Source organism: Streptomyces venezuelae (genome assembly GCF_008642315.1).
Taxonomy (GTDB): domain Bacteria; phylum Actinomycetota; class Actinomycetes; order Streptomycetales; family Streptomycetaceae; genus Streptomyces; species Streptomyces venezuelae_D.
The window spans coordinates 1,486,796-1,513,595 of record NZ_CP029192.1 but is presented as its reverse complement, the minus strand read 5'-3'; the positions used below and the strand labels follow the sequence as shown (position 1 = coordinate 1,513,595).

The window sequence follows — 26,800 nt, the reverse complement described above, 5'->3', positions numbered from 1 at the left end:
CTCAACGACCCCCGAACGTATAGCCCTTGCGGCGCATCAGGCCGATGAACACCGGCACCCCGACGAGCGCCGTGATGACACCGAGCGGCAGCTCGCGCGGAGCGGCCGCCGTCCGCGACAGCAGGTCCACCCAGACCATGAAGAGCGCCCCGGCCAGGGGTGCGACGGCGAGCACGCGGGCGTGGGTGGCGCCGACCACCATCCGCACGAGGTGCGGCATGACGAGCCCCACGAAGCTGATGGCGCCGCTGACGGCGACCATCACGCCGGTCATCAGGGACACCACGACGAGCAGTGACGTGCGGTGCCGGTCGGGGCTGATGCCCAGGCTGGACGCCGTCTCGTCGCCCAGCGCGAGGACGTCGAGCGCCCTGCTGTGGCGGTACAGCACGGCGAGGCCGAGCAGGACCGCTCCGGCGACGACGGGCAGCGCGCCCCAGCTCGCGGCGCCGAAGCCGCCCATGGTCCAGTACAGGACCATCGACGTGGCCTCGCTGTCCGGCGCGAAGTAGATGATCACGCTCATCACGGCCTGGAACCCGAGGGACATCGCGACGCCCGTCAGGACGAGCCGCAGCGGTGAGAGCGCGCCGCCGCTGGAGGAGGCGACGTACACGAGGAACGAGGCGACGAGCGCGCCGACGAACGCCCCCGCGGACACGGCGTACACGCCGAGCGCGGCGAGGCCCCCGGTGACCGTGACGCCGACCGCGCCGACCGACGCGCCCGAGGAGACGCCGAGCACGAACGGGTCGGCGAGGGCGTTGCGCACCATGGCCTGGATGGCCACGCCGACGGCGCTCAGACCGGCGCCCACCAGGGCGGCGAGGAGGACGCGGGGCGCGCGGATCTGCCAGATGATCTGGTACGTCGTCGTCTCGTCGGCGTCGACCCGGCCGCCGGTGAGGGCGGCCCACAGGAGGCGTGCGGTGTCGGCGGGCGTGACCGCGGCGGCGCCGAGCCCGATGGCCACGACGACGGAGGCCAGCAGGACGAGGAAGAGCGCGACGCAGGTCAGCGCGAGCGCCTTCGGGGAGGCGAGCCGGTCCCGGAAGGCGGTCCGCGACCTGGGGGAGCCGTTCCCGGGAGGCGCCTCGACTAGGGTGCTCACGTGTCACCCGCCTTCGAGGCCACGGCCTTCGGAGTGCCGGCCTCCGGGGCGCCGCGCACCACCAGCACCGCCGCCCCGAGTGCCGCGACGACCAGCGCGCCGAAGACCGCGGCCGTGCCGGGGTAGCCCGCGAGGCCGAGGCCGGCGCCGCCGAGCGCGGCGCCGGCGAACACGCCGAGGCTCTGGCCCGCCGCGTTGAGGCTCAGCGCGGAGCCGCGCAGCGTCGTCCCGCAGCGCCGCACGACGAGGCTGACGACGCACGCGGCGACGACGGCGTGGCTCGCCGCGTGCAGCGCTGTCATGGCGAGGGCGAGCGGCAGCCAGTGTGTGAAGTAGAAGCCCACGACCGAGACGAGCGCGGCGACGAGTCCCGCGGCGAGCATGCGTTCCGAGCCGAAGCGCGGTTCGGCGGAGTTGGTGAGCCGCCCGGTGAGCAGGTTGCTGACGAAGAACGACGCGCCGCTCAGCGTCCACACGAACGCGAACAGCCCGGCGTCGACGTCGAACCGCTCCTCGTAGAAGGCCGCGAGATACGACAGGTAGCCCATGAACACGGCGGTGCGCAGGAACCCGATCAGGAGCAGCGGCACCACGCCGCGCACGGCGGCCAGGGCACGGAACGAGGCGAGGTAGCCGAGGCGCGGCCCGTCCTCGACGGCGTCGCCGTCCGGGTCCGCGTACCGTCCGCGCCGCGCCACGAAGACCGCTGCGAGCAGCAGCGACACCACGGTCACCCCGAGCAGGTCGCCCTGCCAGCCCCAGATCAGCGCGGGCAGCGCGATGACCGGCGCGGCGAGCATGGCGGTCATGGAGGTGGTGGCCGTGACGAGGGTGGCCGCGCGCCCGGCGGCCTTGCCGGAGCCGAAGCGGTCGGCGGCCGCGGCGGTGAGCGCCGGGTTGAGGACGGCCGTACCGGCGCCGACGAGCAGACAGAACACGGCGAGCAGGAGGAAGTTCCCGCCGGCGCCGAGCGCGGCCGCCGCGCCGAGCACGACGAGTGCGCCCGCGGCCGCCCACTCCTTGGACACCCGGTCGATGACCGGGGCGAGCGCGGTGCCGACCAGCAGGGCGGCGAGCCCGCCGAGCCCGCGCAGGCCGCCCATCGCGGCGACGCCGCTGCCCGCCTCGTCGGCGATGGGCACGAGGTACGTGCTGAAGACGGTGAACGGCAGCAGGCCGACCGCCGAGGCGAGCAGCACCGGCCAGAGCGTGCGCGCCATGTGCCAATCGCCCGGCAGCACCTCCGCGTCGGCGTCCTTCGCGCGGTCCTTCGTGGCGTCGGTGCTCACGCTGCCGCTCCGTTGGACGCGAGGGCGGCGCGGTAGCGGTACATGGGGGTGGCGTCCGCGCTGAACTGGGAGAACGTGAACGGCTCGGCGTTCAGGCCGGTGACGCCCGCGCCGAGGAAGGCGCGGGCGACGGCGCTGCCGCTCTGCGCGTACACGACGAGCGGCACGTCGTGTTCGACGCAGTGCCGCAGGATCAGGTCGAACGTGCCGTTGCTGAGCGTCATGCCGGTGGCGACCACGGCGTCGGCCCGCGCGAGCACCTCGGTCATGTCGTCGGAGACGGGATCGCCCCATGCGGTCGTGCGCAGGTTCAGGTCGCAGGGCAGGCAGACGCCGCCCCGCTCGCGTATCGCGGCGACGAGCGGGTTGACCACGCCGATGAGGGCGACCCGCGCGCCGGGCTCGATGTCGAGGAGTCCGGCGATGGCGGCGTCGCGGGCCTCCGCGCGGTGCTCGGGCGTGCCGGTCGGGAGCATGACGCGCTCGGCGTCGTCGGCGTCGCGGTGCGGGCGGACCCGGGCGAAGTAGGCGTCGAGCGCGGCGGTACGCACGGGCGCGGACTCGTCGCGCAGGAGCTTGTCCAGACAGTGGCCGGAGGCGTTCTCGCAGAAGCCCGGGGCGAGTTCGCCCGCCTCGAAGGAGCAGGCGCCGAAGGAGTCGCCGACGCGGAGCAGCAGGTAGTGGTTGTGGTACGTGACGTCGCCGTCGGCGAGCCGGGTGGTGTTGTAGAGCCAGAACGCGCTGGTGACGGTGAGCTCGGCCGGGTCGGGGCCGTGGACGCCCGCGAGGACGGCGTCCGTGAGCTCGGCGACGGTCTGGGGTGGGGTGTGCGGCATGTGTGTTCCCTAGGGCGTGTCAGGGGGCTTCAGCGGTGGTTCAGGAGGGGGTGGCGGCTGAGGGGGTGGCGGTGGGCCAGGCCGTCGTGGACCAGGGGTGCCTGAGCTCGTCGAGCGACGTGATCTCGTGCGGCTTCAACGTGTCGATGTCCAGGGCCTGTTCGTGCCGGGCGTAGGCGCTCTCGACGTAGCGGTGGCCGGTGTCCGCCGCGATGAAGACGAACGTGCGTGTGTCGTCCCTGCGCCGTTCCCACAGCGCCGTCAGGTAGGCGGCGCCCGCCGAGAGCCCGGCGAAGATGCCGCTGGTGCGCAGCAGGGAGACGGCGCCCGACACGGCGCTGTCGAAGTTCACCCAGTGCACGCGGTCGTACAGCTCGTGGCGGACGTTGCGGAACTCGATGGCGCTGCCGATCCCCGCGATGATCATGTCGGGGTCCGCGACGTGCTCGGAGCCGAAGGTGACGCTGCCGAAGGGCTGGACGCCGACGAGCGACACGTCGCGCCCCCTCTCGCGCAGGTAGGTGGCGAGGGCTCCGGTGGAGGCGCCCGAGCCCACGCCGCCGACCAGCGCGAGCGGCCCGGCCGGCAGATCCTCGTCCAGCTCGGCGGCGACGTCCCGGTAGCCGAGGTAGTGGATGTCGTCGTGGTACTGCCGCATCCAGTGGTACGACGGGTTGTCCGCCAGGATCTCGGCGATGCGCCGCACCCTCAACTCCTGGTCCAGGCGCAGGTCCTGGGAGGGCGCGACCTGCTCCAGCGTGGCGCCGAGTATCTCCAGCTGCACCCGGGTGGACCGGTCGACGGTGGTGGAGCCGACGATGTGGCACTTCATGCCGTACCGGTGGCAGGCGAGCGCGAGGGCCTGGGCGTAGATGCCGCTGGAGCTGTCGACGAGGGTGTCGCCGGGGCGGACGGCGCCGGAGGCGAGCAGGTGCCGGACGGCGCCGAGGGCCGAGTAGACCTTCATGGTCTCGAAGCGGAGGCAGGCCAGATCCGGTGCGAGGGATATGAGATCGGGCTTCTTCACCGCTTCGGCGATGTGTGGGTGCATGACGGAGATCCCCCGGTAGGGACGGAAGGGCAGGGAGGGGTGCCGGGGGAGTGCGGTCGGCCCCCGGAGCGGTCCGGAGCGGACCCCGGAACGCCGAGAGCATCACACTAGATGAAAATGATTGTCAAGAGCGTCTGGGTTCGGCAGACTGGTCCGTGCGGAGCGCCGTGCCGTGCGCGCCGCGATGTCGAGAGGAGTCGCGTGAAGCTGTACCAGGAGGCCGCACACCGGTCTCGCCCGCCGCATCGGGGCGCGCCCGTGACCGGGGTCGGCACCGCCTTCGGCACCTTCGGCGAGTTGCTCCAGGGGGTGCTGCCCGAGGAGGGCGGCGACTTCCTCGTGACGCTGCCCGTCGCCCGCTGGACGATGGCCACGTTCCGGCGGGGATCCCCGTCGGGCGAGCTCGAAGTCCGGCCGCGGCACAAGACGAAGGCGCTGCGACTGGCGCGCATGATCGCCGAGTCGGCGCCCGCGGGGCCGTCCGCCCATCCGCCCGGCGGAGTGCTCACCGTCAGCAGCGTCATCCCGGAGGGCAAGGGGCTCGCCAGCTCCTCCGCCGACCTCGTCGCCACCGCGCGGGCGGTCGGCCGGGCCCTCGGCGTCCCCATGCCGCCCACCAGGATCGAACGCCTCCTGGCCCGCATCGAACCCACCGACGGCGTGCTCTACCCCGCGATCGTCGCCTACCACCACCGCAGCGTCCGGCTCCACTCCGTCCTCGGCTCGCTGCCCGCCATGGCGGTCGTCGGCATCGACGAGGGCGGCTCGGTGGACACGGTGGACTTCAACCGCATCCCCAAACCGTTCACCACCGCCGACCGGCACGCCTACGCCGGACTGCTCGAACGGCTCACCGTCGCGGTACGCGGCCACGACCTGGCGGAAGTGGGACGCATCGCCACGCGCAGCGCCCGGATGAACCAAGCCCTGCGCCACAAGGCCTCGTTGGAGCCGATGCTGGACATCTGCCGCGAGGTCGGCGGCCTCGGCGTCGCGGTCGGGCACAGCGGTACGACGTCGGGGATCCTGCTCGACGCCACGGACCCCGCGTACACGCGCCGCGTGACGGCGGCGGCGGAGGCGTGCGGGGAGCTGACGGGCGGAGGGCCGGGGGATGGACCGGGCGGGGTGTCGGTCTACCGGACGCTGAGCTTCGGCACGGTGCCGTCGCCGCACGCCCTTCCCGGGCAGCACGCCCTCGCCGCGCGGCCTCTCGTTCCCGGGCGGCCTGCCGCAGCCGCGCGATCTGCCCTTCCTGCGCCGCGTGCCCTTCCTGTGACGCATCCCCTTCCCGAGCCGTCCGCCTTCCCGGTGCCGCCCGGGGCCGACGAGGAGGTCCCGTGACCGGCGGGGCGGAGGGCGTGCGCAGGACCCGGCAGCGCGAAGCCGTCCTCGAAACCCTCGGTCGACGCGCCGAGTTCGTCTCCGCGCAGGAGCTGCACGCCCTGCTCGCGGGAACCGGCAGGCCGGTCGGCCTGACCACCGTCTACCGGGCCCTGCGCGAACTGGACCGCGCCGGTCTCCTCGACGTCGTGCGCGACGAGACCGGCGAACGGCTCTACCTGCGGCGGCCCACCGACGAGCACCGCCACTACCTCATCTGCCGCGACTGCGGCCGGAGTCGCGCGGTGGACGCGGGGACCGTCGAGGCGTGGGTGGACCGCCTGGCGGAATCGACCGGCTTCGCCGAGCTGGAGCACACGCTCGAACTCAACGGGGTCTGCGGCCCCTGCCGCTCCGCTCAACTGTGCACGCCCAGGCCGGACATGCCCGGCGCGAGCTCGGGTCGCAGCACGAGGTCCTCGTCGTAGGCGCCTCCGTTCTCCTCGTGGAAGGGCAGCGGGTCCGTGTCGGGGAGGGCGCGCAGCCGCTCGCGCAGCCGCGCCGCGCTCCGCGCGTACCCCTCATCCGTGAGCCGGTCGGCGCCGTACACGACGAACGGCGGGAGCGCGGCCATCCCCGTGTACCAGAACGTGCCGTGCAGCAGCGGGAACAGCACCTGGTCCAGCTGGCCGTGGATCCCGCGCGGCCCGAAGCCGGACTCGCGGGCGCCGACCGACGTGACGACGAGGGCGCGCTTGCCGGCGAGGCCGCCGTCGCCGTAGCGCAGGGTCCGGCCGTCGGGGCCCTTGATGCCGAAGCCGCAGCCCTGGACGAGTACGCGGTCGAACCACCCCTTGAGGATCGCGGGCGGCCCGAACCACCAGAGCGGGAACTGGAACACGATCGTGTCCGCCCAGGCGATCTTCTCCTGCTCGTGGCGCACGTCCTCGCTCAACGTACGGTCCTTGTACGCGCGTTCCTGCTCGGGCCCCACGAAGAGGCGCCGGTCGTGCGGCGCGTCCCCGAAGTCGTCGGCGTCCACCACGGCCTTCCAGCCCATGCCGTACAGATCCGATGTGCGGTGCTCGTGTCCGAGCGACTCCAGCGTGCGCAGCCCGTCCGTCATCAGGGAGCCGCCCAGCGAGCGCCGGTCCGGATGTGCGAATACCCAGAGAATCTTCATGCTTCGATCTTGTGCCGCCGTCCCGGCCGCATCGAGTGGCCATATGGCCATGGTCCGCAAGGATCTGGCCACGAATTGGCCCAGTGGTGACCGCCCGGGAACTCGGACCCCGTCCCGTCCGACTCCTGGAGAGGTGCGGACCGGCCGGTCCGCACCTCGCGCGACCCGGGAGCGGTGATGGCTGAGGACAGACGGCGGAGATTCGTGCCGCCGCCCGCACTCTGCGGCTTTCTGTTGCTGTTGGTTCTGGTCTTCGCCGCGTCGTACGCCGTGGGCAGGGCGGTCGGACCGGTCGCGCCGGGCATGCACGACTCGCAGACCGGGTCGGGCTCCGGCACCCGGCCCGACAGTGACGGCGACATGGGCGGTACGGGTGACATGGGCGGCATGCACGGCGGAGGCCACTGATGGGCGTCGAGGCGGCGGACGCCGTGGTGAGCACGGACATCACCGTCGGCGGCATGACCTGCGCGGCCTGCGTGAAACGGGTCGAGAAGCGGCTCGGCAGGCTGGACGGGGTGACGGCGACGGTCAACCTCGCGACCGGCCGCGCCCGTGTGAGCCATCCGCCGTCCGTCACCCCGGCCGAACTCGTCACCACCGTCGAGCAGGCCGGGTACACGGCGGAGCTGCCGGAGCCGCCACGACAGGAGCGGGAGCAGGAGCCGGACGAACAGGGACGTCCAGGAGAACAGTCGGCCCTGGAAGACCGGCAACGGCGGCAGCTGCTGATCACCGCGCTGCTCGCTGTCCCCGTGCTGGTCCTCTCCATGGTCCCCGCCCTCCAGTTCCGCAACTGGCAGTGGCTGTGCTTCGCACTCGGCGCACCGGTCGCCACCTGGGGCGCGTGGCCGTTCCACCGTCGCGCGCTGCGCGGGCTGCGGCACGCGACGGCGACCATGGACACGCTGGTCTCGCTGGGTGTCGTGGCGTCCTTCGGGTGGTCGGCGTACGCGCTGTTCCTCGGCGGCGCGGGCACCCCCGGCATGACGATGCCGTTCACCTTGCTGCCCTCCGCCGACGACGGCGTCGCGCACGTCTATCTGGAGGCGGCCGTCGGTGTTCCGCTGTTCGTCCTCGCCGGGCGGTTCCTGGAGGCACGGGCCCGGCACGGCACAGGGCGGGCGCTGCGGTCCCTCGCGGGGCTCGCGGTCAAGGACGTCGCCGTAAGAGAGGACTCAGGGGACGAACATGTCATCCCTGTCGCTCGGTTGAGGGCAGGTCAGGTCTTCGTCGTGCGGCCCGGCGAGCGGGTCGCTACCGACGGTGTCGTGGTCGAGGGCAACTCCGCCGTGGACCTGTCGCTGGTCACCGGGGAGAGCGAACCCGTGGAGGTCGGGCCCGGGTCCGGCCTGACCGGTGGCGCCGTCAACGCGGGCGGGCTGCTCCTCGTCCGCGCCACGGCCGTCGGCGCCGACACCCGACTGGCCCGCATCACCCGCATGGTGACCGACGCCCAGGCGGGCAAGGCGAACGCGCAGCGCCTCGCGGACGAGGTGGCGGGCGTGTTCGTGCCGGTCGTGCTGTCACTCGCCGCGACGGTGCTCGGCTTCTGGCTCGGCGCCGGAGCCGACCCGCAGGCCGCCGTCACCGCCTGCGTGGCCGTGCTCGTCGTCGCCTGCCCGTGCGCTCTGGGCCTGGCCACCCCCACCGCCCTGATGGCCGCGACGGGCCGGGGCGCCCAGCTGGGTGTCCTGGTCACCGGAGCGCAGGCCCTGGAGGCGCTGAAGCACATCGACACCGTCGTCCTCGACAAGACCGGCACCCTGACCTCCGGACACATGAGCGTCACCGTGTGCACGGCGGCACCCGACGGCATCGGCAAGGAGGCGGCGCTGCGGCTCGCCGGAGCCGTGGAGCAGGGCTCGGAACACCCGCTGGGCCGCGCCATCACCGCGTACGCGCAGAAGTCCGCACCCCACGAGAAGCTGCCCGCCGTCCGCGAGTTCGTCGCCGAGGCGGGACGGGGCGTCCGGGGCGAGGTCGACGGACATCCCGTCGAAGTGCGTTCTCCCGGCGACGAGTTGAAGGGCCCGCTCGCCGAGGCGCTGGCGGCGGCCGAGGGCGCCGCGCACACCCCGGTCCTGGTCCTCATGGACGGCAGGCCCGAGGCGCTCGTGGCCGTCGGTGACCTGGTGCGGCCCGGCAGCTACCGTGCCGTGGACCGGCTGCGGCGCCTCGGAGTACGGCCCGTCCTCGCCACCGGCGACCGCGAGGCCACCGCCCGCGCCGTCGCCGAGGACCTCGGCATCGACGAGGTCCACGCGCGCTGCACACCCGAGGGAAAGGTCTCCCTCGTACAGGAGTTGAGGGAGGGCGGCCGCCGCGTCGCGGTCATCGGCGACGGCGTGAACGACGCCGCGGCGCTGGCGGGGGCCGACCTCGGCATCGCCATGGGCGGCGGCACCGATGTGGCGATCGGGGCCGCCGACGTGACGCTCGTCCGCGGCGACATCGAGGCCGTCGCGGACGCGGTCCGCCTCGCCCGCCGCACCCTGCGCACCATCCGCGTCAACCTCCTGTGGGCCTTCGGCTACAACGCCGTCACGGTGCCGCTCGCCGCGGTGGGCCTGCTCAACCCGATGGTCGCCGCCGCGGCGATGTCGGCGAGCTCCCTGCTGGTGGTCGGCAACAGCCTGCGCCTGCGCACCTGGCGCCCGGCCCGCGGTCCGGCCCCGCGCCGCGACCGCCGTCACGACCGTGGAGGTCACCGATGAGCGACACGCACTCCTGGCGGCCCTCCCGCCGCGGCCTGCGCGAGGGGCTGGGCGGCGCGCTCGGACCCGTCGCCGCGTGCGCCGTCGCCCTGGGGCTGCTCACCGCGTGGACCGGTTCCGGCGCGGCGGGCACTCCGGCGCGCGTCGAGGTCGCCGAGGGGACGGTCTTCCTGCCGTACGGCGGTACGAGCGTCAGCGCCGCGTTCTTCCGCATAGCCAACTCCGGCGGCTCCGACGACCGGTTGACCTCCGTGACGTCGCCCGCGTTCGACGACGTGATGCTCAGCCAGTACGCACCCATGGGAAGCGGTGCCGCCGGCATGAGCATGGTGGACTCCGCCGTCGTCCCGGCGGGCGAGGGCCTCACCATGTCGCCGTACGGCCTGGATGTCATGGTGCGCGTCCGGGAGCCGCTGCGTCTCGGCGAACGGGTCCCGTTCGTCCTGACCTTCCGGGAGGGCGGGACCGTCAGGACCGAAGCGGTCGTGATCCGCCCGGCTTACTGAAGCGGGCGAGGTACCCGCTGACTACTCTGTCCGGATGTCCGAGCGAAACGATCAGGTCGTCCGGGTCACCGCCGCATGGCAGCGGCTGACCGACTGGCTGCGGGTGCACGCCCCCACGTCGTACGCCTCTCTCCTGCCGCCCGCCACGGAGGACGAGATCCGTGGGGCCGAGGCCCGGTTGACGGCCGCCCTCGGGTAACGGGCTGCCCGCGGAACTCGTCGCCGTGTGGCGGCTGTGCGGGGGCGTGGCGCACCAGTACATCGAGGCCAACGAGGACGAGGGCGAGGTCGGCTCCGGGGCGTTCCTGCCGGACGGTGTGCTGCTCGGGCCCGCGGACGCGCCGCGACCGCGCCTGCCCGGGGCCGACGGACGCGACTACTGGGACGGGGCGCGGATCGTTCCGTGGCTCACGGGGGACGAGGCCGGTCCCGAGTACGGCCGGTACCTGTCCGAGGACGGCGTCGGCCGGTGGTCGACGATGTCGGGGCCCGACGTGACCGCACCGGACCACCCGTCGGCGGCCGCCTACCTCGAAGCCGTCCACCGCACGCTGGTCGAAGGACCCGGCGACCGGCTGGGCCCCGACGTCCCCGGCATCGTGTGGGGCTGCCTCGTGTGGGACGACCCGCGGGACCCGCGCCTGGACGACGCCCTGCCGCACTGGACACCCCTCCACCGCGATTCCCGGCGTGGTTGCGAGACTGGTGTCGGCACCTGATGCGAGGGAGAGGGTTATGAAGATCCTGATCAGCGCCGACATGGAGGGCGCCACCGGCGTGACCTGGCCGGCCGACGTGCTGCCCGGCACTGGGCAGTGGGAGCGGTGCCGGGCGATGTTCACCTCGGACGTCAACGCCGCCGTGCTCGGGTTCTTCGACGGCGGCGCCGACGAGGTGCTCGTCAACGAGGCGCACTGGACGATGCGCAACCTCCTCCTCGAGCAGTTGGACGACCGGGTGGAGATGCTCACCGGGCGCCACAAGTCGCTCTCCATGGTGGAGGGCGTGCAGCACGACGACGTGGACGGCATCGCGTTCGTCGGCTACCACGCGGGCGCCGGCATGGAGGGCGTCCTCGCGCACACCTATCTCGCCAACCAGATCACCGGCGTGTGGGTGAACGGCGTCCGGGCCAGCGAGGGCCTGCTCAACTCGCACGTCGTGGCCGAGTACGGCGTCCCCGTCGTGCTCGTCACCGGCGACGACCTGGCCTGCGAGGACGCCCTCGGCTACGCGCCGGGCGCGCTGAAGGTCGCCGTCAAGGACCACGTCTCGCGGTACGCCGCGGTCTGCCGCACCCCGGCCCGTACCGCCGCGGACATCCGCGCCGCCGCGAAGGAGGCCGCGTCGCTCGCCGTGCGCCACGAGCCGGTGCACGGCGGTCCGTTCACCGTGGAGGTCGAGTTCGACGCGGAGCACCTCTCCATGGCGTCGACCGTCGTGCCGGGTGTGCGCCGTACGGGGGAGCGCAAGGTCGCGTACGACAGCGAGACGATGTACGAGGGGATCCGTACCTTCAAGGCGGTTACGACGATCGCCTCTGCCGCCGTGGAGGAGCAGTATGGCTAGTCAGCAAGGTCAGGTGCAGGAGCCCGCCGATCACGTGGACGCGCGGGCGCTCGACGAGGTCGTGACGTTCACCTCCGAGCTCATCCGCATCGACACCACCAACCGCGGCGGCGGCGACTGCCGGGAGCGGCCCGCCGCCGAGTACGCGGCCGAGCGCCTCGCCGAAGCGGGGCTCGAACCCACCCTCCTGGAGCGCACCCCGGGCCGCACCAACGTCGTCGCCCGCATCGAGGGCACGGACCCGGGCGCCGACGCCCTGCTCGTCCACGGGCACCTGGACGTCGTGCCCGCCGAGGCCGCCGACTGGAGCGTCGACCCGTTCTCCGGCGAGATCCGCGACGGCGTCGTCTGGGGCCGCGGCGCCATCGACATGAAGAACATGGACGCGATGATCCTGTCCGTGGTCCGCCAGTGGGCCCGCGCGGGGGTGCGGCCGAGGCGCGACCTCGTGATCGCCTTCACCGCCGACGAGGAGGCCAGCGCCGAGGACGGTTCGGGCTTCCTCACCGACAGACACGCCGCGCTCTTCGAGGGCTGCACGGAAGGCGTCAGCGAGTCGGGTGCCTTCACCTTCCACGACGGCCGCGGCAACCAGATCTATCCCATCGCGGCGGGGGAGCGCGGCACCGGCTGGCTCAAGCTCACCGCGCGCGGCAAGGCGGGCCACGGCTCGAAGGTCAACCACGCCAACGCGGTCAGCAGGCTGGCCGGCGCCATCGCCCGCATCGGCGAGCACCGCTGGCCGGTCCGGCTCACCCCGACCGTGCGCGCCTCGCTCGTCGAGCTGGCCGCGCTCTACGGCCTGGAGACCGACCCCGACGCGCCGGGCTACGACGTGGACGCCTTCCTGGAGAAGCTCGGCCCGACCGCCGACCTCGTCGCGCCGACCGTCCGCAACAGCGCGAATCCGACGATGCTGCAGTCGGGTTACAAGGTCAATGTGATCCCTGGGGAGGCAGTGGCGTACGTGGACGGCCGCTTTCTGCCGGGCGGCGAGGAAGAGTTCCGACGAACGCTTGACCGACTCACCGGGCCTGACGTCGACTGGGAGTTCCACCATCGCGAGGTGGCGCTGCAGGCGCCGGTCGACTCGCCGACGTACGCGCGCATGAGGGCGGCCGTCGAGGAGTTCGCGCCGGAGGGACACGTCGTGCCGTACTGCATGTCGGGCGGTACGGACGCCAAGCAGTTCTCGCGGCTCGGCATCACCGGCTACGGCTTCTCGCCGCTGAGGACACCGGAGGGCTTCGACTACCAGGCGCTCTTCCACGGAGTCGACGAGTGCGTCCCGGTCGACGCGCTCCACTTCGGCGTCCGTGTCCTCGACCGCTTTCTGCGTACGGCCTAGCGAAAATGGGGGAAGAGAAGGACATGATGCAGACCCTGGCGTACGGATCATGGCCGTCGCCGATCGACGCCGAGCTCGCCGCCACCCACGACGGCGCTCCCGGGTTCGTGGGCTTCGTCGGCGCCGAGACCTGGTGGACCGCGCCGCGGCCCACCGAGGCGGGCCGGCGCGCGCTCGTGCGGCGCATGCCCGACGGCGAGGAGCGCACGGTGCTGCCCGCGCCGTGGAACGTGCGCAGCCGCGTCGTCGAGTACGGCGGCCGTCCCTGGGCCGGGGCCGAGCGCCCCGAAGGTCCGCTCGTGGTCTTCGTCGACTTCGCCGACCAGCGCCTGTACGCGTACGAGCCCGACGCCCCCGGCGCCGAACCGAGACCCCTGACCCCGGTCTCCGGCACCGGCGGCGGCCTGCGCTGGGTCGACCCCGTGCTCCGCCTTGACCGGGGCGAAGTCTGGTGCGTCCTGGAGGAGTTCACCGGCGAGGCGCCGACCGACGTGCGCCGCGTCATCGCCGCGGTGCCGCTCGACGGAACGGCGGCCGGGGACCGCGGTGCCGTGCGCGAACTGTCCGACGGCAGGCACCGGTTCGTCACAGGGCCCCGCCTGTCGCCCGACGGCGCCCACGTCGCCTGGATCGGCTGGGACCACCCGCGCATGCCGTGGGACGGCACGGAGCTGACGCTCGCCGACGTGCACCACGACGGCACGTTCGGCCCGGCCCGCACGGTCGCGGGCGGCCCCGAGGAGTCCGTCGCACAGGTCGAATGGGCCCACGACGGGCGGCTGCTGTTCTCCAGCGACCGCACCGGCTGGTGGAACCTGTACCGGGCCGACCCGCGCGACACCGGCGAAGCCGGCGACGCGCAGCCGCTCTGCCCGCGCGAGGAGGAGTTCGCGGGCCCGCTGTGGCAGGTCGGCTGGAACTGGTTCGCGCCGTTGGAGAGCGGACTGATCGCCGTCGTGCACGGCAAGGGCGCCACCTCGCTCGGCATACTCGACCCCGAGACCGGCGAGGTCGTCGACGCCGCGGGCCCCTGGACGGAGTGGGCCTCGACGGTCGCCGCGCACGGCTCGCGTGTCACCGGCGTCGCCGCGAGCCCCCGCAGCGCGTACGAAGTCGTGGAGCTGGACACCTGTACCGGCCGCGCCCGCGTCGTCGGCGCCGCCCACGACGACCCGGTGGACCCCGCGTACTACCCGGAACCGCACATCCGCACCTTCTACGGCCCCGCCGGACGCGAGATCCACGCGCACGTCTACCCGCCGCACAACCCCGGCCACATCGCGCCCGACGACGAACTGCCGCCCTACGTGGTGTGGGCCCACGGCGGCCCCACCGGCCGTGCGCCCCTCGTGCTCGACCTGGCCATCGCCTACTTCACCTCACGCGGCATCGGCGTCGCCGAGGTCAACTACAGCGGCTCCACCGGATACGGCCGCGCCTACCGCAACCGGCTGCGCGAACAGTGGGGCATCGCCGACGTCGACGACTGCGCCGCCGTCGCCCTCGCCCTCGCCGACGAGGGGACCGCCGACCGCGCCCGCCTCGCCGTCCGCGGCGGCAGCGCGGGCGGCTGGACCACCGCAGCCTCCCTCACCTGCACGGACGTCTACGCCTGCGGAACCATCAGCTACCCGGTCCTCGACCTCGCCGCGTTCGCGTCGGGGGAGACCCACGACCTGGAATCCCAGTACCTGGAATCCCTCGTGGGCCCGCTCGACGCCGTCCCCGGCCGGTACGCGGAACGCTCACCCGCCCGCCACGCCGAGCTGATCAGCGCGCCGTTCCTGCTCCTCCAGGGCCTCGACGACGTCATCTGTCCGCCCCCGCAGTCCGAGCGGTTCCTCGCCAGGATGGAGGGGCGCGGCGTGCCGCACGCCTACATCGCCTTCGAGGGCGAAGGGCACGGATTCCGCCGCGCCGACACCATGGTCCGCGCCCTGGAAGCCGAACTCTCCCTGTACGCGCAGGTGTTCAGGATCGACCTCGCGGGACGCGTCCCCACTCTGGAGCTCACCAAGTGATACCCCTCGTACGGCCCGCGCGCCTCACGCCCGGTGCGCGGGTGGCCGTCGTCGCGCCGAGCGGCCCTGTCCCCGACGACTGCCTCGACGCGGGCCTGGACATCCTGCGCGGCTGGGACCTCGACCCCGTCGTCGCGCCCCATGTCCGCGACCGCCACCCGGAGTTCGGCTACCTCGCGGGGGCGGACGCCGACCGCGCCCGCGACCTGGAACAGGCATGGTGCGACCCGTCCGTGGCCGCCGTGTTCTGCGCCCGCGGCGGATACGGCGCCCAGCGCATGGTCGACCTCGTCGACTGGCGGGCCATGCTGCGCGCCACGCGGACGGTGGGGCCCAAGGTGTTTCTCGGCTACAGCGACATCACCGCCCTGCACGAGGCTTTCGCCACCCGCCTCGGCGTCGCCACCCTGCACGGGCCGATGACGGCGACGGTCGGCTTCCTCAAGAACGCCCGCGCCCAGGAACACCTGCGCACCACGCTCTTCGCGCCCGAGGAGGCCCGCGTGATCCGCTCCGGCTCCCCGCGCGCGACCGTCCTCGTCGGCGGCCGGGCCCGCGGCGTCACGCTCGGCGGCTGTGTGTCGCTGCTCGCCGCCGACCTCGGCACGCCCACGGCACGGGCCTCCGCACGCGGCGGCCTGCTCTGCATCGAGGACATCGGCGAGGAGGCGTACCGCATGGACCGGATCCTCACCCAACTCCTGCGTTCCCGCTGGCTCGACGGGGTGGCGGGGGTCGTGCTCGGCTCGTGGGAGGAGTGCGGTGACCGCGACGAACTGCGCGCGCTCTTCGCGGACCGGCTCGGCGGGCTCGGCGTGCCCGTGGCGGAGGAGTTCGGGTTCGGGCACTGCGAGGGAGCGCTGACTGTGCCGTTCGGGGTGGCGGGTGAACTCGACGCGGACGCGGGGACGTTGACGCTGGACGAGCCCGCCCTTGTCTGACCGTCCTCCTTTGGAGGGGTGGTGAAAAAACACGGCACAGCCGTTGACCCCGACATGACACGTGTCACAGCATGACTCCGGCCGGTACTTACCGGCCGGTAGTCGCCGGTCGTCGGCCGTCCTCAGCGTGGAGGTCCCCTTGTCCCGTCGCCGTGCCCTGACCCTCGCCACCGCGGCGGCACTCGCCGCCCCGCTCGCCGTCGCCGCACCCGCCCCGGCCGGCGCGACACCGGACGCGACGACGCCCGGCCAGTACACCGTCACCGCGCTGAAGTTCACCGTCCAGGCGGGCGGCCGGAGCTGCACCGTCGACGCGGACCTGTACCGGCCCGCCGGGGTGGACGCCGCGCACCCCGCACCGGCCGTCGTCACGACGAACGGGTTCGGCGGCAGCAAGTCCGACGGGACCGCCGCGACCGGCAAGGCCTTCGCCGAACGCGGCTACGTCTCGCTCGTCTACTCCGGCCTCGGCTTCGGCAAGTCCGGGTGCCTGATCTCCCTGGACGACCCGGAGATCGACGGCAGGGCGGCCTCCGGCCTCATCGACTTCCTCGGCGGCAAGCGGTCCGCCGACGACGGGACCAGGGCCGACTACGTCACCTCCGACGCCGAAGGCGACCCGCGCGTCGGCATGATCGGCGGATCGTACGGCGGCGCGGTCCAGATGGCGACGGCCGCCGTGGACCACCGTGTGGACGCCCTGGTCCCGATGATCACCTGGAACGACCTGGCGTACTCCCTCGACCCGAACAACGCGGCGGACCGGAGCGTCCCCGGCGCCGCCAAGTGGCAGTGGATGAACGGCTTCTACCTCATCGGCGAGGGCCAGCCCCTGCTCGTCCCCGACCTGGACCCCTCCCGCATCAACCGCCTGGGCTGCCTGCACTTCGTCACCAAGGCCTGCGACACCATCCGCACCCTCAACTCCGGCCGCTACCCGGCCGACAGGACCGAGGCGCTGCAGAAGTTCGCACGCGGCGTCTCCCCGGTCTCCTACCTCGACAAGGTGAAGACGCCGACACTCCTCGTGCAGGGTCAGGCCGACAGCCTCTTCAACCTCAACGAGGCCGAGGCGACGTACAGGACGCTGAAGAAGCAGGGCACCACCGCCAAGATGATCTGGCAGTCCTGGGGCCACAGCGGCGGCATGACCGACCCGGCATCCGGCGAGCTCAACCTCGGCGAGGGCAACCTGGAGACCTCGTACGTCGGCAAGCGCGTCCTCGCCTGGTTCGACCGCTACCTCCACCACAAGAAGGGCGTCGACACCGGGCCCGCCTTCGCCTACTACCGCGACTGGATCGGCGACCCGGACAGCACCTACGCGACCGCCGCCGACGTCCCCGCGCGCAACCGCACGCTCTACCTGTCCGGCGACGGCAAGCTCGTCGACGACCGCGCGAAGGTGGCCCGCGGCAGCCGCGAGTACCGCAACTGGCTCATCCCCACGAGCCACTCCGAGTCCTCGCTCGCCGGGATGATCGGCCTGCCCGACCCGGCGCCGCACGACACCAAGGGCACCTACCTCGACTGGACGACCGACCCCTTCAGCGGCGCGGTGGACGTCGTCGGCGCGCCCGAGGCGACCTTGAAGGTGATCTCGCCGAGGACGGAGCGCGTGCAGCACTCCGGAGACGCCGCCGACAAGCTCGTCCTCTTCGCCAAGCTGTACGACGTCGCGCCCGACGGCAAGAAGACCCTCGTCCACCGTCTCGTCTCCCCGGTGCGGGTGCCCGACGTCACGAAGCCCTTCAAGGTGTCGCTGCCCGGCATCGTGCACCGCTACGAGAAGGGCCACCGGTTGCGGTTCGTGGTGGCGGCGAGCGACGGCGCGTACGGCGGCAACCGGGGCGTCAAGCCCGTCACCGTGACCAGCGCGCCCGAGGACACCGGCGTCCTGAAGCTGCCGGTCGTCCGCCACTGACCCGCGGGGGCCCCGCGCTCACCCGTACGGCCCACCGACCCACCCCGGAGGCACCCCCACCGCGCGCTCCGCCCCCCGGCTGCCCATGCTGGGGAGCGGGGGAGGCCGGAGTACCTCCGACGGAAGGGTCCACAACATGAGCCCCAACACCTCCACGGGCGGCTCCCAGGGCGGCGGCCCGGGCGGCGGGCTGATGACGCCCGGCAGGGTGGCCGTCGCCGCGGTCGTCGTCCTCACCCTCGTGTTCATCTTCGAGAACACCCGCAGCACCAAGATCCGCCTGCTCATCCCCGAAGTGACCGTCCCGCTGTGGATGGCTCTCCTCGGCACGGGCCTCATCGGCGCCCTGTGCGGGGCCTACTTCATGCGGAGGAGGCGGTGAGGGCACGGCTCGCCCGGGCGGGCACGGTCGTGGGCGGCACGGTCGCGGCCGGCCTGATGGCCGTCACCGCGGCCGTCGCGGCAGGGCCGCCGATGCCGGACTTCCGCGGCAGAACGCTGACCGACGTCCACTCCGCCGTCGGCTGGCGCACCCGCGTCGACGCCGCGGATCTCAGCGGCTTCCGGCGGCACGTCCTGTGGCCCGCCAACTGGAAGGTGTGCACTCAGTCCCCGGCGCCCGGCCAACGGCTGGACGGGGAGACGATCACTCTCGGCGTCGTCAAGACCGGCGAGCGGTGCCCCCGCACCTGAGAGCCCGCTAGCGTGGCCGGATGTCCGAACACCGCCCCTTCCTCGTCGAAGGCCCCAGCGTGGGCATACGCCCCCTCACCCTCGCGGACGGTGCCGAGTTCACCGCCCGCGCGAGCCAGAGCCAGGAGCTGCACCGGCCCTGGCTCTTCCCGCCGCGCACCCACGACGCCTTCCGCGCCTACGCGGGGACGGTCATCGAGGACCCCACCAAGGCGGGGTTCGTGGTCTGCGAACGGGACGGCGGCGCCGTCGCCGGGTTCATCAACATCAACAACATCGTCCGCGGCGGCTTCCACTGCGGAGCCCTCGGCTACGGAGCCTTCGCGCACGCCGCCGGGCGCGGCCTGATGAGCGAAGGGCTCGGGCTCGTCCTCACGTACGCCTTCGAGGAACTCGGCCTGCACCGCCTGGAGGCCAACATCCAGCCCGGCAACGCCGCCTCGATCGCACTGGTCCGCCGCGCCGGCTTCCGCCGCGAAGGCTTCTCGCCCGACTTCCTCTTCATCGACGGGGCCTGGCGCGACCACGAGCGCTGGGCGATCACTGCCGACATGCGGCCGTCTGTGCCCCGCTCTTCCGTTCGACGACACCGGCAGTGTTGAAAGGGCCTGTGCACGTCGCACAGGATGGGCGGCATGCGGAATATCGTGCTCGTCGACGCGCCCTCCAATCTGGGCCTGCGCCCGCCCGCCCCCGGCACCGTGCCCGGCTGCTACAAACTGGCCGGGGCCCTGCGGGAACGGGGCATCCTGCGGCGCCTCGGCGCCTTCGAAGGCGGCGTGGTCGTGCCGCCCCGCTACGACCGGGGTGACTGGCAGGAAGGCGACGGCGTCTTCAACGCCGCCGCCATCGCCTCCTACACCCGCAAGCTCGCCGACCGCATCGAACACCACGTGCGCGGCGAGGACTTCGTCGTCGTCCTCGGCGGCGACTGCTCGATCCAGCTGGGGGCCGCGCTCGCCCTGCGCCGCATCGGGCGGTACGGCATCGCGTCCATCGACGGCTCCGCCGACTTCCGGCACCCCGGCAACTCCGACCGGATCGGTGCCGCGGGCGGCGAGGAGCTCGCCCTCGCCACGGGCCGCGGCCAGGAGGACCTCACCGACCTCGAAGGGCTGCGGCCCTACGTCCGCGACGAGGACGTCTGCATCTTCGGCATCAGGGACGGCGACGAGGACCGCGCGGAGTTCACCACCCTGAAGATCGCCAACGCCACCGTCGGCGAACTGCGCAAATGGGGCGAGGAGAACATCGCCCGCGCCGTCGCGCAGACACTGGAGGAGCCCGAACTCGACGGATTCTGGGTGCACCTGGACGCCGACGTCCTCGACCCCTCGGTGATGCCCGCCGTCGACAGCCCCGACCCCGGCGGCCTGTTCGCCGAGGAACTCCTGGCCCTGCTGCGGCCGTTCGTGCGATCCCCGCGCTGCGTCGGCCTCAACGTCACCATCTACGACCCCGATCTCGACCCCGACGGCAAGGCGGGTGACCTGCTCACCGACGTGATCGTGGAGGCCTTTGCACAATCCTGACCTGGGCGGCCCCTGGCCGACGCTCCGCCGACCGTGTTCCATGGTGATCGTGAAGACGACCGTGCGACGCGACGTACTGACCCTGCCGGCGGCCGCGCCGGGGCCCGAGAACCCGCTGCCGCCGCTGCTGCCCCTGCGGAACGTGCACACCCTCGACGAACGCGCCAAGGAAGGGCTGCCGCGCGACATGGCGCGGCAGCTCGGGTACGCGCCGCTGAGCTCCCCGCTGCCCACCCGGGTCCTCGACGGCTACGGACGCGACCGCACCGACACGGACCTCGACGTGATCGTCGTGGAGAACGCCCGGCTGCGCGCCACCGTCCTGCCCGGGTACGGCGGCCGCGTCCACTCCCTCCTGCACAAGCCGACAGGACGCGAACTGCTGTACCGCAACCCGGTGCTGCAGCCCGCCGCCTTCGCGCTCAACGGCGCCTGGACGTCCGGCGGCATCGAGTGGAACATCGGCGCCACCGGTCACACCACCCTGTCCTGCGCCCCCGTGCACGCGGCCCGCGTGCGGGCGCCCGACGGCGGCGAGATGCTCCGCCTGTGGGAGTGGGAGCGGCTGCGCGACCTGCCCTTCCAGGTCGACCTCTGGCTGCCCGAGGACTCCGACTTCCTGCACGTCGGCGTCCGGATACGCAATCCGCACGAGAAGCCCGCCCCCGTCTACTGGTGGTCGAACATCGCGGTGCCCGACGGGCGCAGGGTCCTCGCCCCCGCCGACGAGGCCTGGCACTTCGCGTACACGGGCGCGCTGCGCAAGGTGCCGGTCCCTCGGTTCGAGGGCGCCGACCGGACGTACCCGCGCGACAGCGAGTACCCCGCCGACTACTTCTACGACGTGCCGGGCGGCGCACGCCGCTGGATAGCCGCGCTCGACGACGAGGGACACGGGCTCGTCCAGACCTCCACCGACCTGCCGCGCGGCCGCAAGCTCTTCGTCTGGGGGACGAGCCCCGGCGGCCGCCGCTGGCAGGAGTGGCTCACCGAACCCGGCACGGGCGGCTACGCGGAGATCCAGTCGGGTCTCGCACGCACCCAGCTGGAGCACGTACGCCTGGACGCGGAGACCGAGTTCAGCTGGCTGGAGTCGTACGGGCCGCTGTCCGCGTCCGCCGACCGCGTGCACGGGGAGTGGGCGGGCGCACGGGACGAGGTCGCGGCGCGCCTGGCCGACGCGCTGCCCCGCGAGGCGGTCGACGCGGCCCACGAGGCGTGGCTGGCCTCCGCCGACACCGAACCCGGCGAGACGCTCGCCACCGGGTCGGGCTGGGGTGCCCTCGAAGTCCTGCGCGCAGGCCACAAGTTGCCCGGCACGCCCTTCGCCGAGTCGACGCTCGGCCCCGACCAGGCGCCGTGGCTCGAGCTGCTGCACACGGGCGCCGTGCCCGAGCCGCGCAAGGTCGGGCCACCCGGACCGACCCTCGTCGCGCCGCACTGGCGGGACATGCTGGAGACGGCGCCCGCCCGGCCCCTCGCCGAGTACCACCTGGGGGTCGCCCAGTGGCATGCGGGCGACCGGGCGCAGGCCGTCCGCAGCTGGGAGCGCGGCCTCGGACTCGCCCCGTCCCGCTGGCCGTTGCTGCGCTGCCTCGCCGTCGCCGACCACGCCGAGGGCAACACCGAACGGGCCGCCGACCGGTACGCGGAAGCCTTCGACGACCTGTGCCAGGAGCGCCGCGACGACGGCCCCGTGTGGACCGTGGCCACCGCCGCGCTCGGCCGCGAGGCCATCACCGAGCTGCTCGCCGCGCACCGCACGGAAGCGGCCCGCGCGGTCTGGAACCGCCTGCACGAAGCGACCCGAGCGGAGGGCCGCTTCCGTCTGGTCGAGGCCCAACTCCTCTTCGCGGAGGGTGACATGGACGGCGTGCGCGCTGTCTTCGACGCCGGATTCGAGGCGTCGGACCTCCGCGAGGGCGCGGAGACACTGGGCGACCTGTGGGCGGCGGCGACGGGCGAGGCGGTACCGGAGCGGTACGACTTCCGGATGCGCCCCGCGGAGGGGTGAGACGGGTCAGGCCCTAGACCAGTTCGCCGTCGCGGGCCACCACCCGGCCGCCGTGCACCACCATGTCCCGCTGCGGCATGTCCACGATGGCCTGCGGCACGTTCTCGCCGCGTACGAGGATGAAGTCGGCCGGGGCGCCCGGGGTGAAGTCCGCGTGGCGCAGGCCCATGACGTCCGCGCCGCCGTGGGCGCCCACGCGGTAGCAGTCCGTGAGCTCCTCGTCGAGGCGGACGTCGGTGACCCAGCCGAGTATGTGCGTGCGGTGCAGCATGTCCGCGTTGCCGAACGGGCTCCACGCGTCCCGCACGCCGTCGGAGCCGAGCCCGACGCGCACCCCGTGCTCCCGCAGCTTCGCGATCGGCAGGACCAGCGACTCGTTCGGCGCCACGGTCGTCAGGGAGATGTCGAGGTCGCCCAGGTCGGCGGCGATCTTCCCCAGCTCGCCGTCGGACAGGTTCGGCAGGCAGAACACGTGACTGACCGTCACTTTGCCCCGCAGGGACAGCGCGCGGGTGCGGTCGATGATCGAGCGCAGCACCTTCGTGCCCTTCTCGTCCCGGTCGTGCAGGTGGATGTCGACGCCCACCCCGTGCCGGTCGGCGAGCCCGAAGACGAGGTCGAGCTGCTCGTCCATCGCGTGGTCGAAGCTGATCGGGTCGATGCCGCCGACGAAGTCGACGAGACCGGAGCGTGCGGCCTCCTCCAGGAGCTCCGCCGTGCCGGGCGCGCGCACCACGCCGTGCTGCGGGAACGCCACGATCTGCACGTCGAGGGCGTGCCGCAGCCGGTCCCGCGCGTGCGCGACACCTTCGAGGCCCGCCAGGTCGTAGGCCGGCGCCACGTCGGCGTGGGCCCGCATCGCGCGGGTGCCCCGCGTCACCGCGTGCGCCATCAGGCCGTACGCACGCTCGCCGACCGGGCGCCGCTGGCTCTTGAACAGCTCCACGTCCTGGGCGCAGTAGTCGGCGATGCCGCTCGCGGGCTTCCGCGTCACCCAGGAGCCGCCCCACGTCGTCTTGTCGGGGTGGATGTGCGCGTCCACGAGGGAGGGCAGCGCGACCCGGCCGCCGCCCTCGACGACCTTGGCGCCCTTCGGCGCGGGACGGTCGGAGATCTTCCCGTCGACCACGGTGAGGTCCACGGGGGTGCGTGCGCCGAGCGGGCGCACCTCACGGAAGACGACGGCCTTGCCGCGGCCGTGACCGCCGTGGTCGCCGTGACGGTCGTCGGACCCGCGGGCGCCGGCGGCCGCGTTCGCCGTGCCGGACGACAGGGCGGCTCCGGTGCCGGCCAGGGCGGCGGCGCCCGCGATGATTCCGCGGCGGGACAAGGGTGTCATGAGGACTCCTGGAGTATGGGTGGGAGGGAACGGGTCAGAGAGCGAAGCCCGAACGCACCACGCGTACGGGCTTCTTGAGGACCGTGACGTCCGCCAGCGGGTCACCGTCCACGAGCAGCGCGTCGCCCGCGAACCCGGGTGCCAGCCGACCCACCCGGTCCCGCAGGCCGAGCAGCCGTGCCGCGCCCGTGGTCGCCGTACGGATCGCGTCGAGGGCGGGCAGCCCCGCCTCGCGCATCAGCTCCACCTCGCGCCCGATGGGGTCCACCTCCCCGCCGGACGAGTCCGTGCCGGCCGCGAGCGGCACACCCAGCTCGTGGGCGGCGAGCACCGCGCGTTCGAGCACCGGCAGATACGTGCGGCCGCGCTCGGCCAGCACCGGGTCGGACGACTCGGCGAGCCCGGCGATGGCGGTGAGTGTCGGCGTGAAGTACGTACCCTTGCGCCGCATGGCGCGCAGCGTGCGCTCGCCGACGTACACCCCGTGCTCCAGCGAGCGCACGCCCGCGAGGACGGCGTCGTGGCACCCCTGCTCGCTGTAGCTGTGGCACAGCACGCCCTTGCCGCCCCGCGCGGCGGCCGCGACGACGGTCGACAGCTGATCGCGGTCGTACACCTGGGCCAGCGGATCCTGCTCGGGAAGCCCGGCACGTTCGTTGACGCGCGTCTTGATGACGTCGGCGCCGCGCGCGAGGTTGACCTCGACGACGCGCCGCAGTGCCTCGCGCGAGCGCACCCCGTCGCGCAGCGTGGCGAGGGGGGTGAGGTCGGGGTCGGCGAGGACCGTGTCGCCGAGGTCGGGCGTGACGAAGATGCCGGCGGCGCGCAGCCGGGGCGCCAGGCGCGGGGCCCGGTCCGCCAACTCCCGTACGGCGATGTCCTGGTAGAAGTTGGTCGAGCCGCTGCGGGCGGTGGTGGCGCCCGAGAGCACGGCGTCCCGCGCCTCCGCCGCGGTGTTCAGGTGGATGTGCGCCTCGACGAGCCCCGGCAGGACCCAGCGGCCGTGAGCCGCGAGCACGGGGGTGTTCCCGGGCACGCGCGTCCGGGCCCTGCTGCCCGCCGCGCGCACGATCCCGTCCGCGACGACGACCACCGCGTCCTCGGTGACCTCGCCGGTCGCGGGGTCGAGCAGGGTGCCGCCGTCGATGACGAGGTCGCCGCGGGTGCGGGTGCCGGTCCCGGTGCGGCCGTCGGTACCGGGGGAGGGAGATGCGGCTGCGGGCGGCGCGGAGGCCGAGAGTGCCGCCGCGGTGCCCGCGAGCGCGGCCGCGCCCGCGAGGACCCCGCGCCGGGTCAGGCGGGACGGGGGCGGCGGGGTGTTCTCAACGCACATCGGGCGACTCCTGGGGAGAGGGAGCGGAGGGGGGAGCGGAAGGGAGCGGAGGGGGAGCGTCCGCCAGTTTGTATACCAAGCGCCGACGGGGCGGCAAGGGTGCGAGAGAGGTGCGGCAGTAATTGCGGGTGTATTTCCGAATGGCGCCCCGGTGAGCGTTGTGCTCGGTATACAACCTGGCTCAAGAGGCGGGGCGATCAGGGCCGCTATAGCGTGACTCGCATCCGCCGCAACGGGGACAGCTAGGAGACCGCCATGTCATTGCAGGTGAGCGCCGTCATGCTCGGCGTCGAGGACCTGGACCGCGCCAAGAGGTTCTACGTCGACGGGCTGGGCTGCGAGGTCGACCAGGACTATCCGGGCTTCGTGCGGTGCAGCCTGGGGCCGGGGTCGTCGATGCTCGCGCTGTACGAGTGGGAGGCGGCAGCGCAGGACGCGGGCGTCCCTCCGGAGGGAGCCGGTTTCCGCGGCGTCTCGCTCCACTACCTCACCGACTCCCGCAACGAGGTCGACGAGACCGTGCAGGCCGCGGAGTCCGCGGGCGGCACCGTGGTGAGGGAACCGGCCGCCACCGAGTGGGGCGGCTACTTCGGCTACTTCAGCGACCCGGACGGCCACCTGTGGAAGGTCGCCACCGCCGTGTGACCGCGGCCCGGCAGCACGCGGGGCCGCACACCGACCGGCACGCGGGGCCGCACTCCGGCCATCACGCGGGACCGCTCTCGTCGAACAGTGCCCGCAGCGCCACCGCCTGGCTGTCCCGTACGTGCAGGAGCGTGCTCGCCGCCGCCGTGTCCTCGTCGCCCGCCGCGATCCGCCCGTAGATCAGCCGGTGCTGGGCCCGCATGTGGTCCGGCTCGGCGCGCATTCCGAACAGGAGCTGCAGCTGCCAGCTCAGCTGCTCCATCGTGCGGGCGAGCAGCGGATTGCCGGAGAGGGCGACGATGCCCTCGTGGAACGCCGTGTGGGCGGCGACCTCGCGCGCCCCGTCGTCCGCGTCCGACGCCTGCTCCGCGTGGCCGAGCGCGGCACGGAGCGCGGCGAGACCGGACGGCTCGTCCGGCGCGTGCTGCGCCACCCGTCGCGCGGCGAGCCGGGACGCCTGGACGGCGAGGGGCTCCCACACCTCGTACAGATGCCGTACGTCGTCGGGCTCCAGGCGCCGCACCCGCACACCGCTGTGCGGCAGCAGCTCCAGCAGGCCCTCGGCGACCAGGGAGCGCAGGGCCTCGCGGACGGGGACGCGGGACATCCGCAGCTCCTCGGCGACCTCCCGCTCCACCAGACGCGCGCCGAGGGCGTAACGGCGGTCGACGATGCGCTGCCGTACGGCCTCGCGGGCCTGGGCGCTCAGCGACGTCCGTCCGGCGCCGTCCGTCGCCGCGCCACTCGCCGTCCTGCCCGCCACGTGCACCGTCCTCCGCTCGGTCGGACCGAGGATACGGGTCAGGCCTCGGTGACGCGGCGGTCCACGTACTCGAACACGGAGCCGTCGGGGTGCATCGCGATGAGGTTGCGGCCCGCGGGGGTCGGGACGGGGCCCGCGATGACCCGTGCGCCGGACGCGTTCAGGACCATGTACGCCTCGTCGACGTCCTTGACCGCGATGGTCGCGGAGACCTTGCGGAGCACTTCCAGCTCGTGCTCCGGACCGCTCATCAGCAGGAAGCAGCCGATCGCCGCGACGGAGACGCCGCCGCGCTCGAAACGCATCGCCTTGCCGCCCGCGAGCCGTTCGTAGAACGCGACGGAGGACTCCAGGTCCTCGACGCAGATCCGCAGCGTGGTTCCCAGGATCTCCATGGTCGGAACGATTTCATGATTGACCGCCCGCTCGCCACCGCCTCCGGCGAGAAGATCCGCTGACTCCGTCCGCCGACTCCGTTCGACCGCAAGCACGTCGGAGGGCGGCACCGTTCGGTGCCGCCCTCCGTTCGCCGTGCCGGTCCTGATTCAGGACTGGGGACGGCTGCCGTGGTTCGCGCCGTTCTTGCGGCGGGCCTTCTTCTTGCGACGTCGCTTCGAGGACATGGATACCTCCGTGGTTCCGATGGTGCTTCCCGGGTGCGA

Annotated in this window: 28 protein-coding genes; 18 read left to right on the top strand and 10 right to left on the bottom strand. The window is 73.2% G+C overall.

The annotated features are described in order from the left end of the window. Position 1: 1 nt before the first annotated feature. The 4 genes from DEJ48_RS06270 to DEJ48_RS06255 all read right to left on the bottom strand — a co-directional run bounded on the left by DEJ48_RS06270 (position 2) and on the right by DEJ48_RS06255 (position 4,287). On the bottom strand, positions 2–1,018 hold the full coding sequence (locus DEJ48_RS06270) for a FecCD family ABC transporter permease (RefSeq protein WP_150221000.1): 1,017 nt from the start codon (positions 1,016–1,018) through the stop codon (positions 2–4). Positions 1,019–1,107: 89 nt separating this feature from the next. Continuing rightward, positions 1,108–2,400: an MFS transporter gene (locus DEJ48_RS06265; protein ID WP_223831929.1), complete on the bottom strand. Its 1,293-nt coding sequence runs from the start codon at positions 2,398–2,400 to the stop codon at positions 1,108–1,110. Next, positions 2,397–3,236, bottom strand: coding sequence for a Rossmann-like domain-containing protein (locus tag DEJ48_RS06260; protein WP_150215219.1), 840 nt, complete (start codon positions 3,234–3,236; stop codon positions 2,397–2,399). The genes DEJ48_RS06265 and DEJ48_RS06260 overlap by 4 nt, the downstream gene beginning before the upstream one ends. A gap of 40 nt (positions 3,237–3,276) precedes the next feature. Then, a complete protein-coding gene (locus tag DEJ48_RS06255) occupies positions 3,277–4,287 on the bottom strand; it encodes a pyridoxal-phosphate dependent enzyme (RefSeq protein WP_150215218.1) in 1,011 nt (336 codons plus the stop codon). A gap of 201 nt (positions 4,288–4,488) precedes the next feature. Here DEJ48_RS06255 and DEJ48_RS06250 point away from each other — a divergent pair, with 201 nt between their 5' ends. Both DEJ48_RS06250 and DEJ48_RS06245 read left to right on the top strand, forming a co-directional pair. Beyond that, positions 4,489–5,631, top strand: coding sequence for a kinase (locus tag DEJ48_RS06250; protein ID WP_223831928.1), 1,143 nt, complete (start codon positions 4,489–4,491; stop codon positions 5,629–5,631). Next, the gene (locus DEJ48_RS06245; RefSeq protein WP_150215216.1) at positions 5,628–6,098 is read left to right on the top strand and encodes a Fur family transcriptional regulator; all 471 of its coding nucleotides are present in this window, start codon (positions 5,628–5,630) and stop codon (positions 6,096–6,098) included. The genes DEJ48_RS06250 and DEJ48_RS06245 overlap by 4 nt, the downstream gene beginning before the upstream one ends. On the opposite strand, the gene DEJ48_RS06240 is transcribed toward DEJ48_RS06245, so the two are convergent. Next, complete coding sequence (locus DEJ48_RS06240) at positions 6,029–6,793, bottom strand: NAD(P)H-dependent oxidoreductase (protein ID WP_150215214.1); 765 nt, start codon at positions 6,791–6,793, stop codon at positions 6,029–6,031. The genes DEJ48_RS06245 and DEJ48_RS06240 overlap by 70 nt on opposite strands. Positions 6,794–6,970: 177 nt before the next feature. Between DEJ48_RS06240 and DEJ48_RS06235 the strand changes: the two genes are divergently transcribed. From DEJ48_RS06235 to DEJ48_RS06170, 15 genes are all read left to right on the top strand, one after another. Further along, positions 6,971–7,201, top strand: a complete 231-nt coding sequence (locus DEJ48_RS06235) for a hypothetical protein (protein ID WP_150215213.1) — start codon at positions 6,971–6,973, stop codon at positions 7,199–7,201. After that, the gene (locus tag DEJ48_RS06230) at positions 7,201–9,510 is read left to right on the top strand and encodes a heavy metal translocating P-type ATPase (RefSeq protein WP_150215211.1); all 2,310 of its coding nucleotides are present in this window, start codon (positions 7,201–7,203) and stop codon (positions 9,508–9,510) included. Before DEJ48_RS06235 ends, DEJ48_RS06230 begins: the two co-directional genes overlap by 1 nt. After that, positions 9,507–10,016, top strand: a complete 510-nt coding sequence (locus DEJ48_RS06225; protein WP_150215209.1) for a copper chaperone PCu(A)C — start codon at positions 9,507–9,509, stop codon at positions 10,014–10,016. Before DEJ48_RS06230 ends, DEJ48_RS06225 begins: the two co-directional genes overlap by 4 nt. 34 nt (positions 10,017–10,050) lie before the next feature. Next, positions 10,051–10,215, top strand: a complete 165-nt coding sequence (locus DEJ48_RS40190) for a hypothetical protein (protein WP_223831927.1) — start codon at positions 10,051–10,053, stop codon at positions 10,213–10,215. A 46-nt stretch (positions 10,216–10,261) separates the two neighbouring features. Continuing rightward, the gene (locus DEJ48_RS06220; RefSeq protein ID WP_223831926.1) at positions 10,262–10,735 is read left to right on the top strand and encodes a hypothetical protein; all 474 of its coding nucleotides are present in this window, start codon (positions 10,262–10,264) and stop codon (positions 10,733–10,735) included. A gap of 16 nt (positions 10,736–10,751) precedes the next feature. Next, a complete protein-coding gene (locus DEJ48_RS06215; protein ID WP_150215207.1) occupies positions 10,752–11,585 on the top strand; it encodes a M55 family metallopeptidase in 834 nt (277 codons plus the stop codon). Further along, a complete protein-coding gene (locus DEJ48_RS06210) occupies positions 11,578–12,933 on the top strand; it encodes a M20/M25/M40 family metallo-hydrolase (RefSeq protein ID WP_150215205.1) in 1,356 nt (451 codons plus the stop codon). Before DEJ48_RS06215 ends, DEJ48_RS06210 begins: the two co-directional genes overlap by 8 nt. Before the next feature lie 26 nt (positions 12,934–12,959). Further along, a complete protein-coding gene (locus DEJ48_RS06205; protein WP_150220997.1) occupies positions 12,960–14,954 on the top strand; it encodes a prolyl oligopeptidase family serine peptidase in 1,995 nt (664 codons plus the stop codon). Then, positions 14,951–15,895, top strand: coding sequence for an LD-carboxypeptidase (locus DEJ48_RS06200; RefSeq protein WP_150215203.1), 945 nt, complete (start codon positions 14,951–14,953; stop codon positions 15,893–15,895). The genes DEJ48_RS06205 and DEJ48_RS06200 overlap by 4 nt, the downstream gene beginning before the upstream one ends. 139 nt (positions 15,896–16,034) lie before the next feature. Beyond that, positions 16,035–17,819, top strand: a complete 1,785-nt coding sequence (locus DEJ48_RS06195) for a CocE/NonD family hydrolase (protein ID WP_223831925.1) — start codon at positions 16,035–16,037, stop codon at positions 17,817–17,819. 136 nt (positions 17,820–17,955) lie between these two features. Beyond that, a complete protein-coding gene (locus DEJ48_RS06190) occupies positions 17,956–18,201 on the top strand; it encodes a DUF1049 domain-containing protein (RefSeq protein WP_150174123.1) in 246 nt (81 codons plus the stop codon). Continuing rightward, positions 18,198–18,512: a PASTA domain-containing protein gene (locus tag DEJ48_RS06185; RefSeq protein ID WP_150215200.1), complete on the top strand. Its 315-nt coding sequence runs from the start codon at positions 18,198–18,200 to the stop codon at positions 18,510–18,512. The genes DEJ48_RS06190 and DEJ48_RS06185 overlap by 4 nt, the downstream gene beginning before the upstream one ends. A gap of 20 nt (positions 18,513–18,532) precedes the next feature. Next, entirely contained in the window at positions 18,533–19,114 is a 582-nt protein-coding gene (locus tag DEJ48_RS06180) for a GNAT family N-acetyltransferase (protein ID WP_150215198.1), read from the top strand. Between the two features lie 33 nt (positions 19,115–19,147). Next, the gene (locus tag DEJ48_RS06175; RefSeq protein ID WP_150215196.1) at positions 19,148–20,044 is read left to right on the top strand and encodes an arginase family protein; all 897 of its coding nucleotides are present in this window, start codon (positions 19,148–19,150) and stop codon (positions 20,042–20,044) included. A gap of 40 nt (positions 20,045–20,084) precedes the next feature. Beyond that, positions 20,085–22,058, top strand: a complete 1,974-nt coding sequence (locus DEJ48_RS06170; RefSeq protein WP_190537231.1) for a DUF5107 domain-containing protein — start codon at positions 20,085–20,087, stop codon at positions 22,056–22,058. 13 nt (positions 22,059–22,071) lie between these two features. Here the strand turns inward: DEJ48_RS06170 and DEJ48_RS06165 are convergent, their stop codons facing one another. Both DEJ48_RS06165 and DEJ48_RS06160 read right to left on the bottom strand, forming a co-directional pair. Next, positions 22,072–23,397: an amidohydrolase gene (locus tag DEJ48_RS06165; protein WP_150215192.1), complete on the bottom strand. Its 1,326-nt coding sequence runs from the start codon at positions 23,395–23,397 to the stop codon at positions 22,072–22,074. Between the two features lie 34 nt (positions 23,398–23,431). Further along, positions 23,432–24,730, bottom strand: a complete 1,299-nt coding sequence (locus tag DEJ48_RS06160) for an amidohydrolase family protein (protein ID WP_150215189.1) — start codon at positions 24,728–24,730, stop codon at positions 23,432–23,434. A 255-nt stretch (positions 24,731–24,985) separates the two neighbouring features. Here DEJ48_RS06160 and DEJ48_RS06155 point away from each other — a divergent pair, with 255 nt between their 5' ends. Next, positions 24,986–25,375, top strand: a complete 390-nt coding sequence (locus tag DEJ48_RS06155) for a VOC family protein (protein ID WP_150215188.1) — start codon at positions 24,986–24,988, stop codon at positions 25,373–25,375. Between the two features lie 61 nt (positions 25,376–25,436). On the opposite strand, the gene DEJ48_RS06150 is transcribed toward DEJ48_RS06155, so the two are convergent. The 3 genes from DEJ48_RS06150 to DEJ48_RS41025 form a co-directional block, all read right to left on the bottom strand. Continuing rightward, positions 25,437–26,138, bottom strand: a complete 702-nt coding sequence (locus DEJ48_RS06150) for a GntR family transcriptional regulator (protein WP_223831924.1) — start codon at positions 26,136–26,138, stop codon at positions 25,437–25,439. A gap of 38 nt (positions 26,139–26,176) precedes the next feature. Then, positions 26,177–26,533, bottom strand: coding sequence for a VOC family protein (locus DEJ48_RS06145; protein WP_150215183.1), 357 nt, complete (start codon positions 26,531–26,533; stop codon positions 26,177–26,179). 150 nt (positions 26,534–26,683) lie between these two features. Next, the gene (locus tag DEJ48_RS41025; RefSeq protein WP_370443954.1) at positions 26,684–26,761 is read right to left on the bottom strand and encodes a 50S ribosomal protein bL37; all 78 of its coding nucleotides are present in this window, start codon (positions 26,759–26,761) and stop codon (positions 26,684–26,686) included. Positions 26,762–26,800 lie beyond the last annotated feature (39 nt).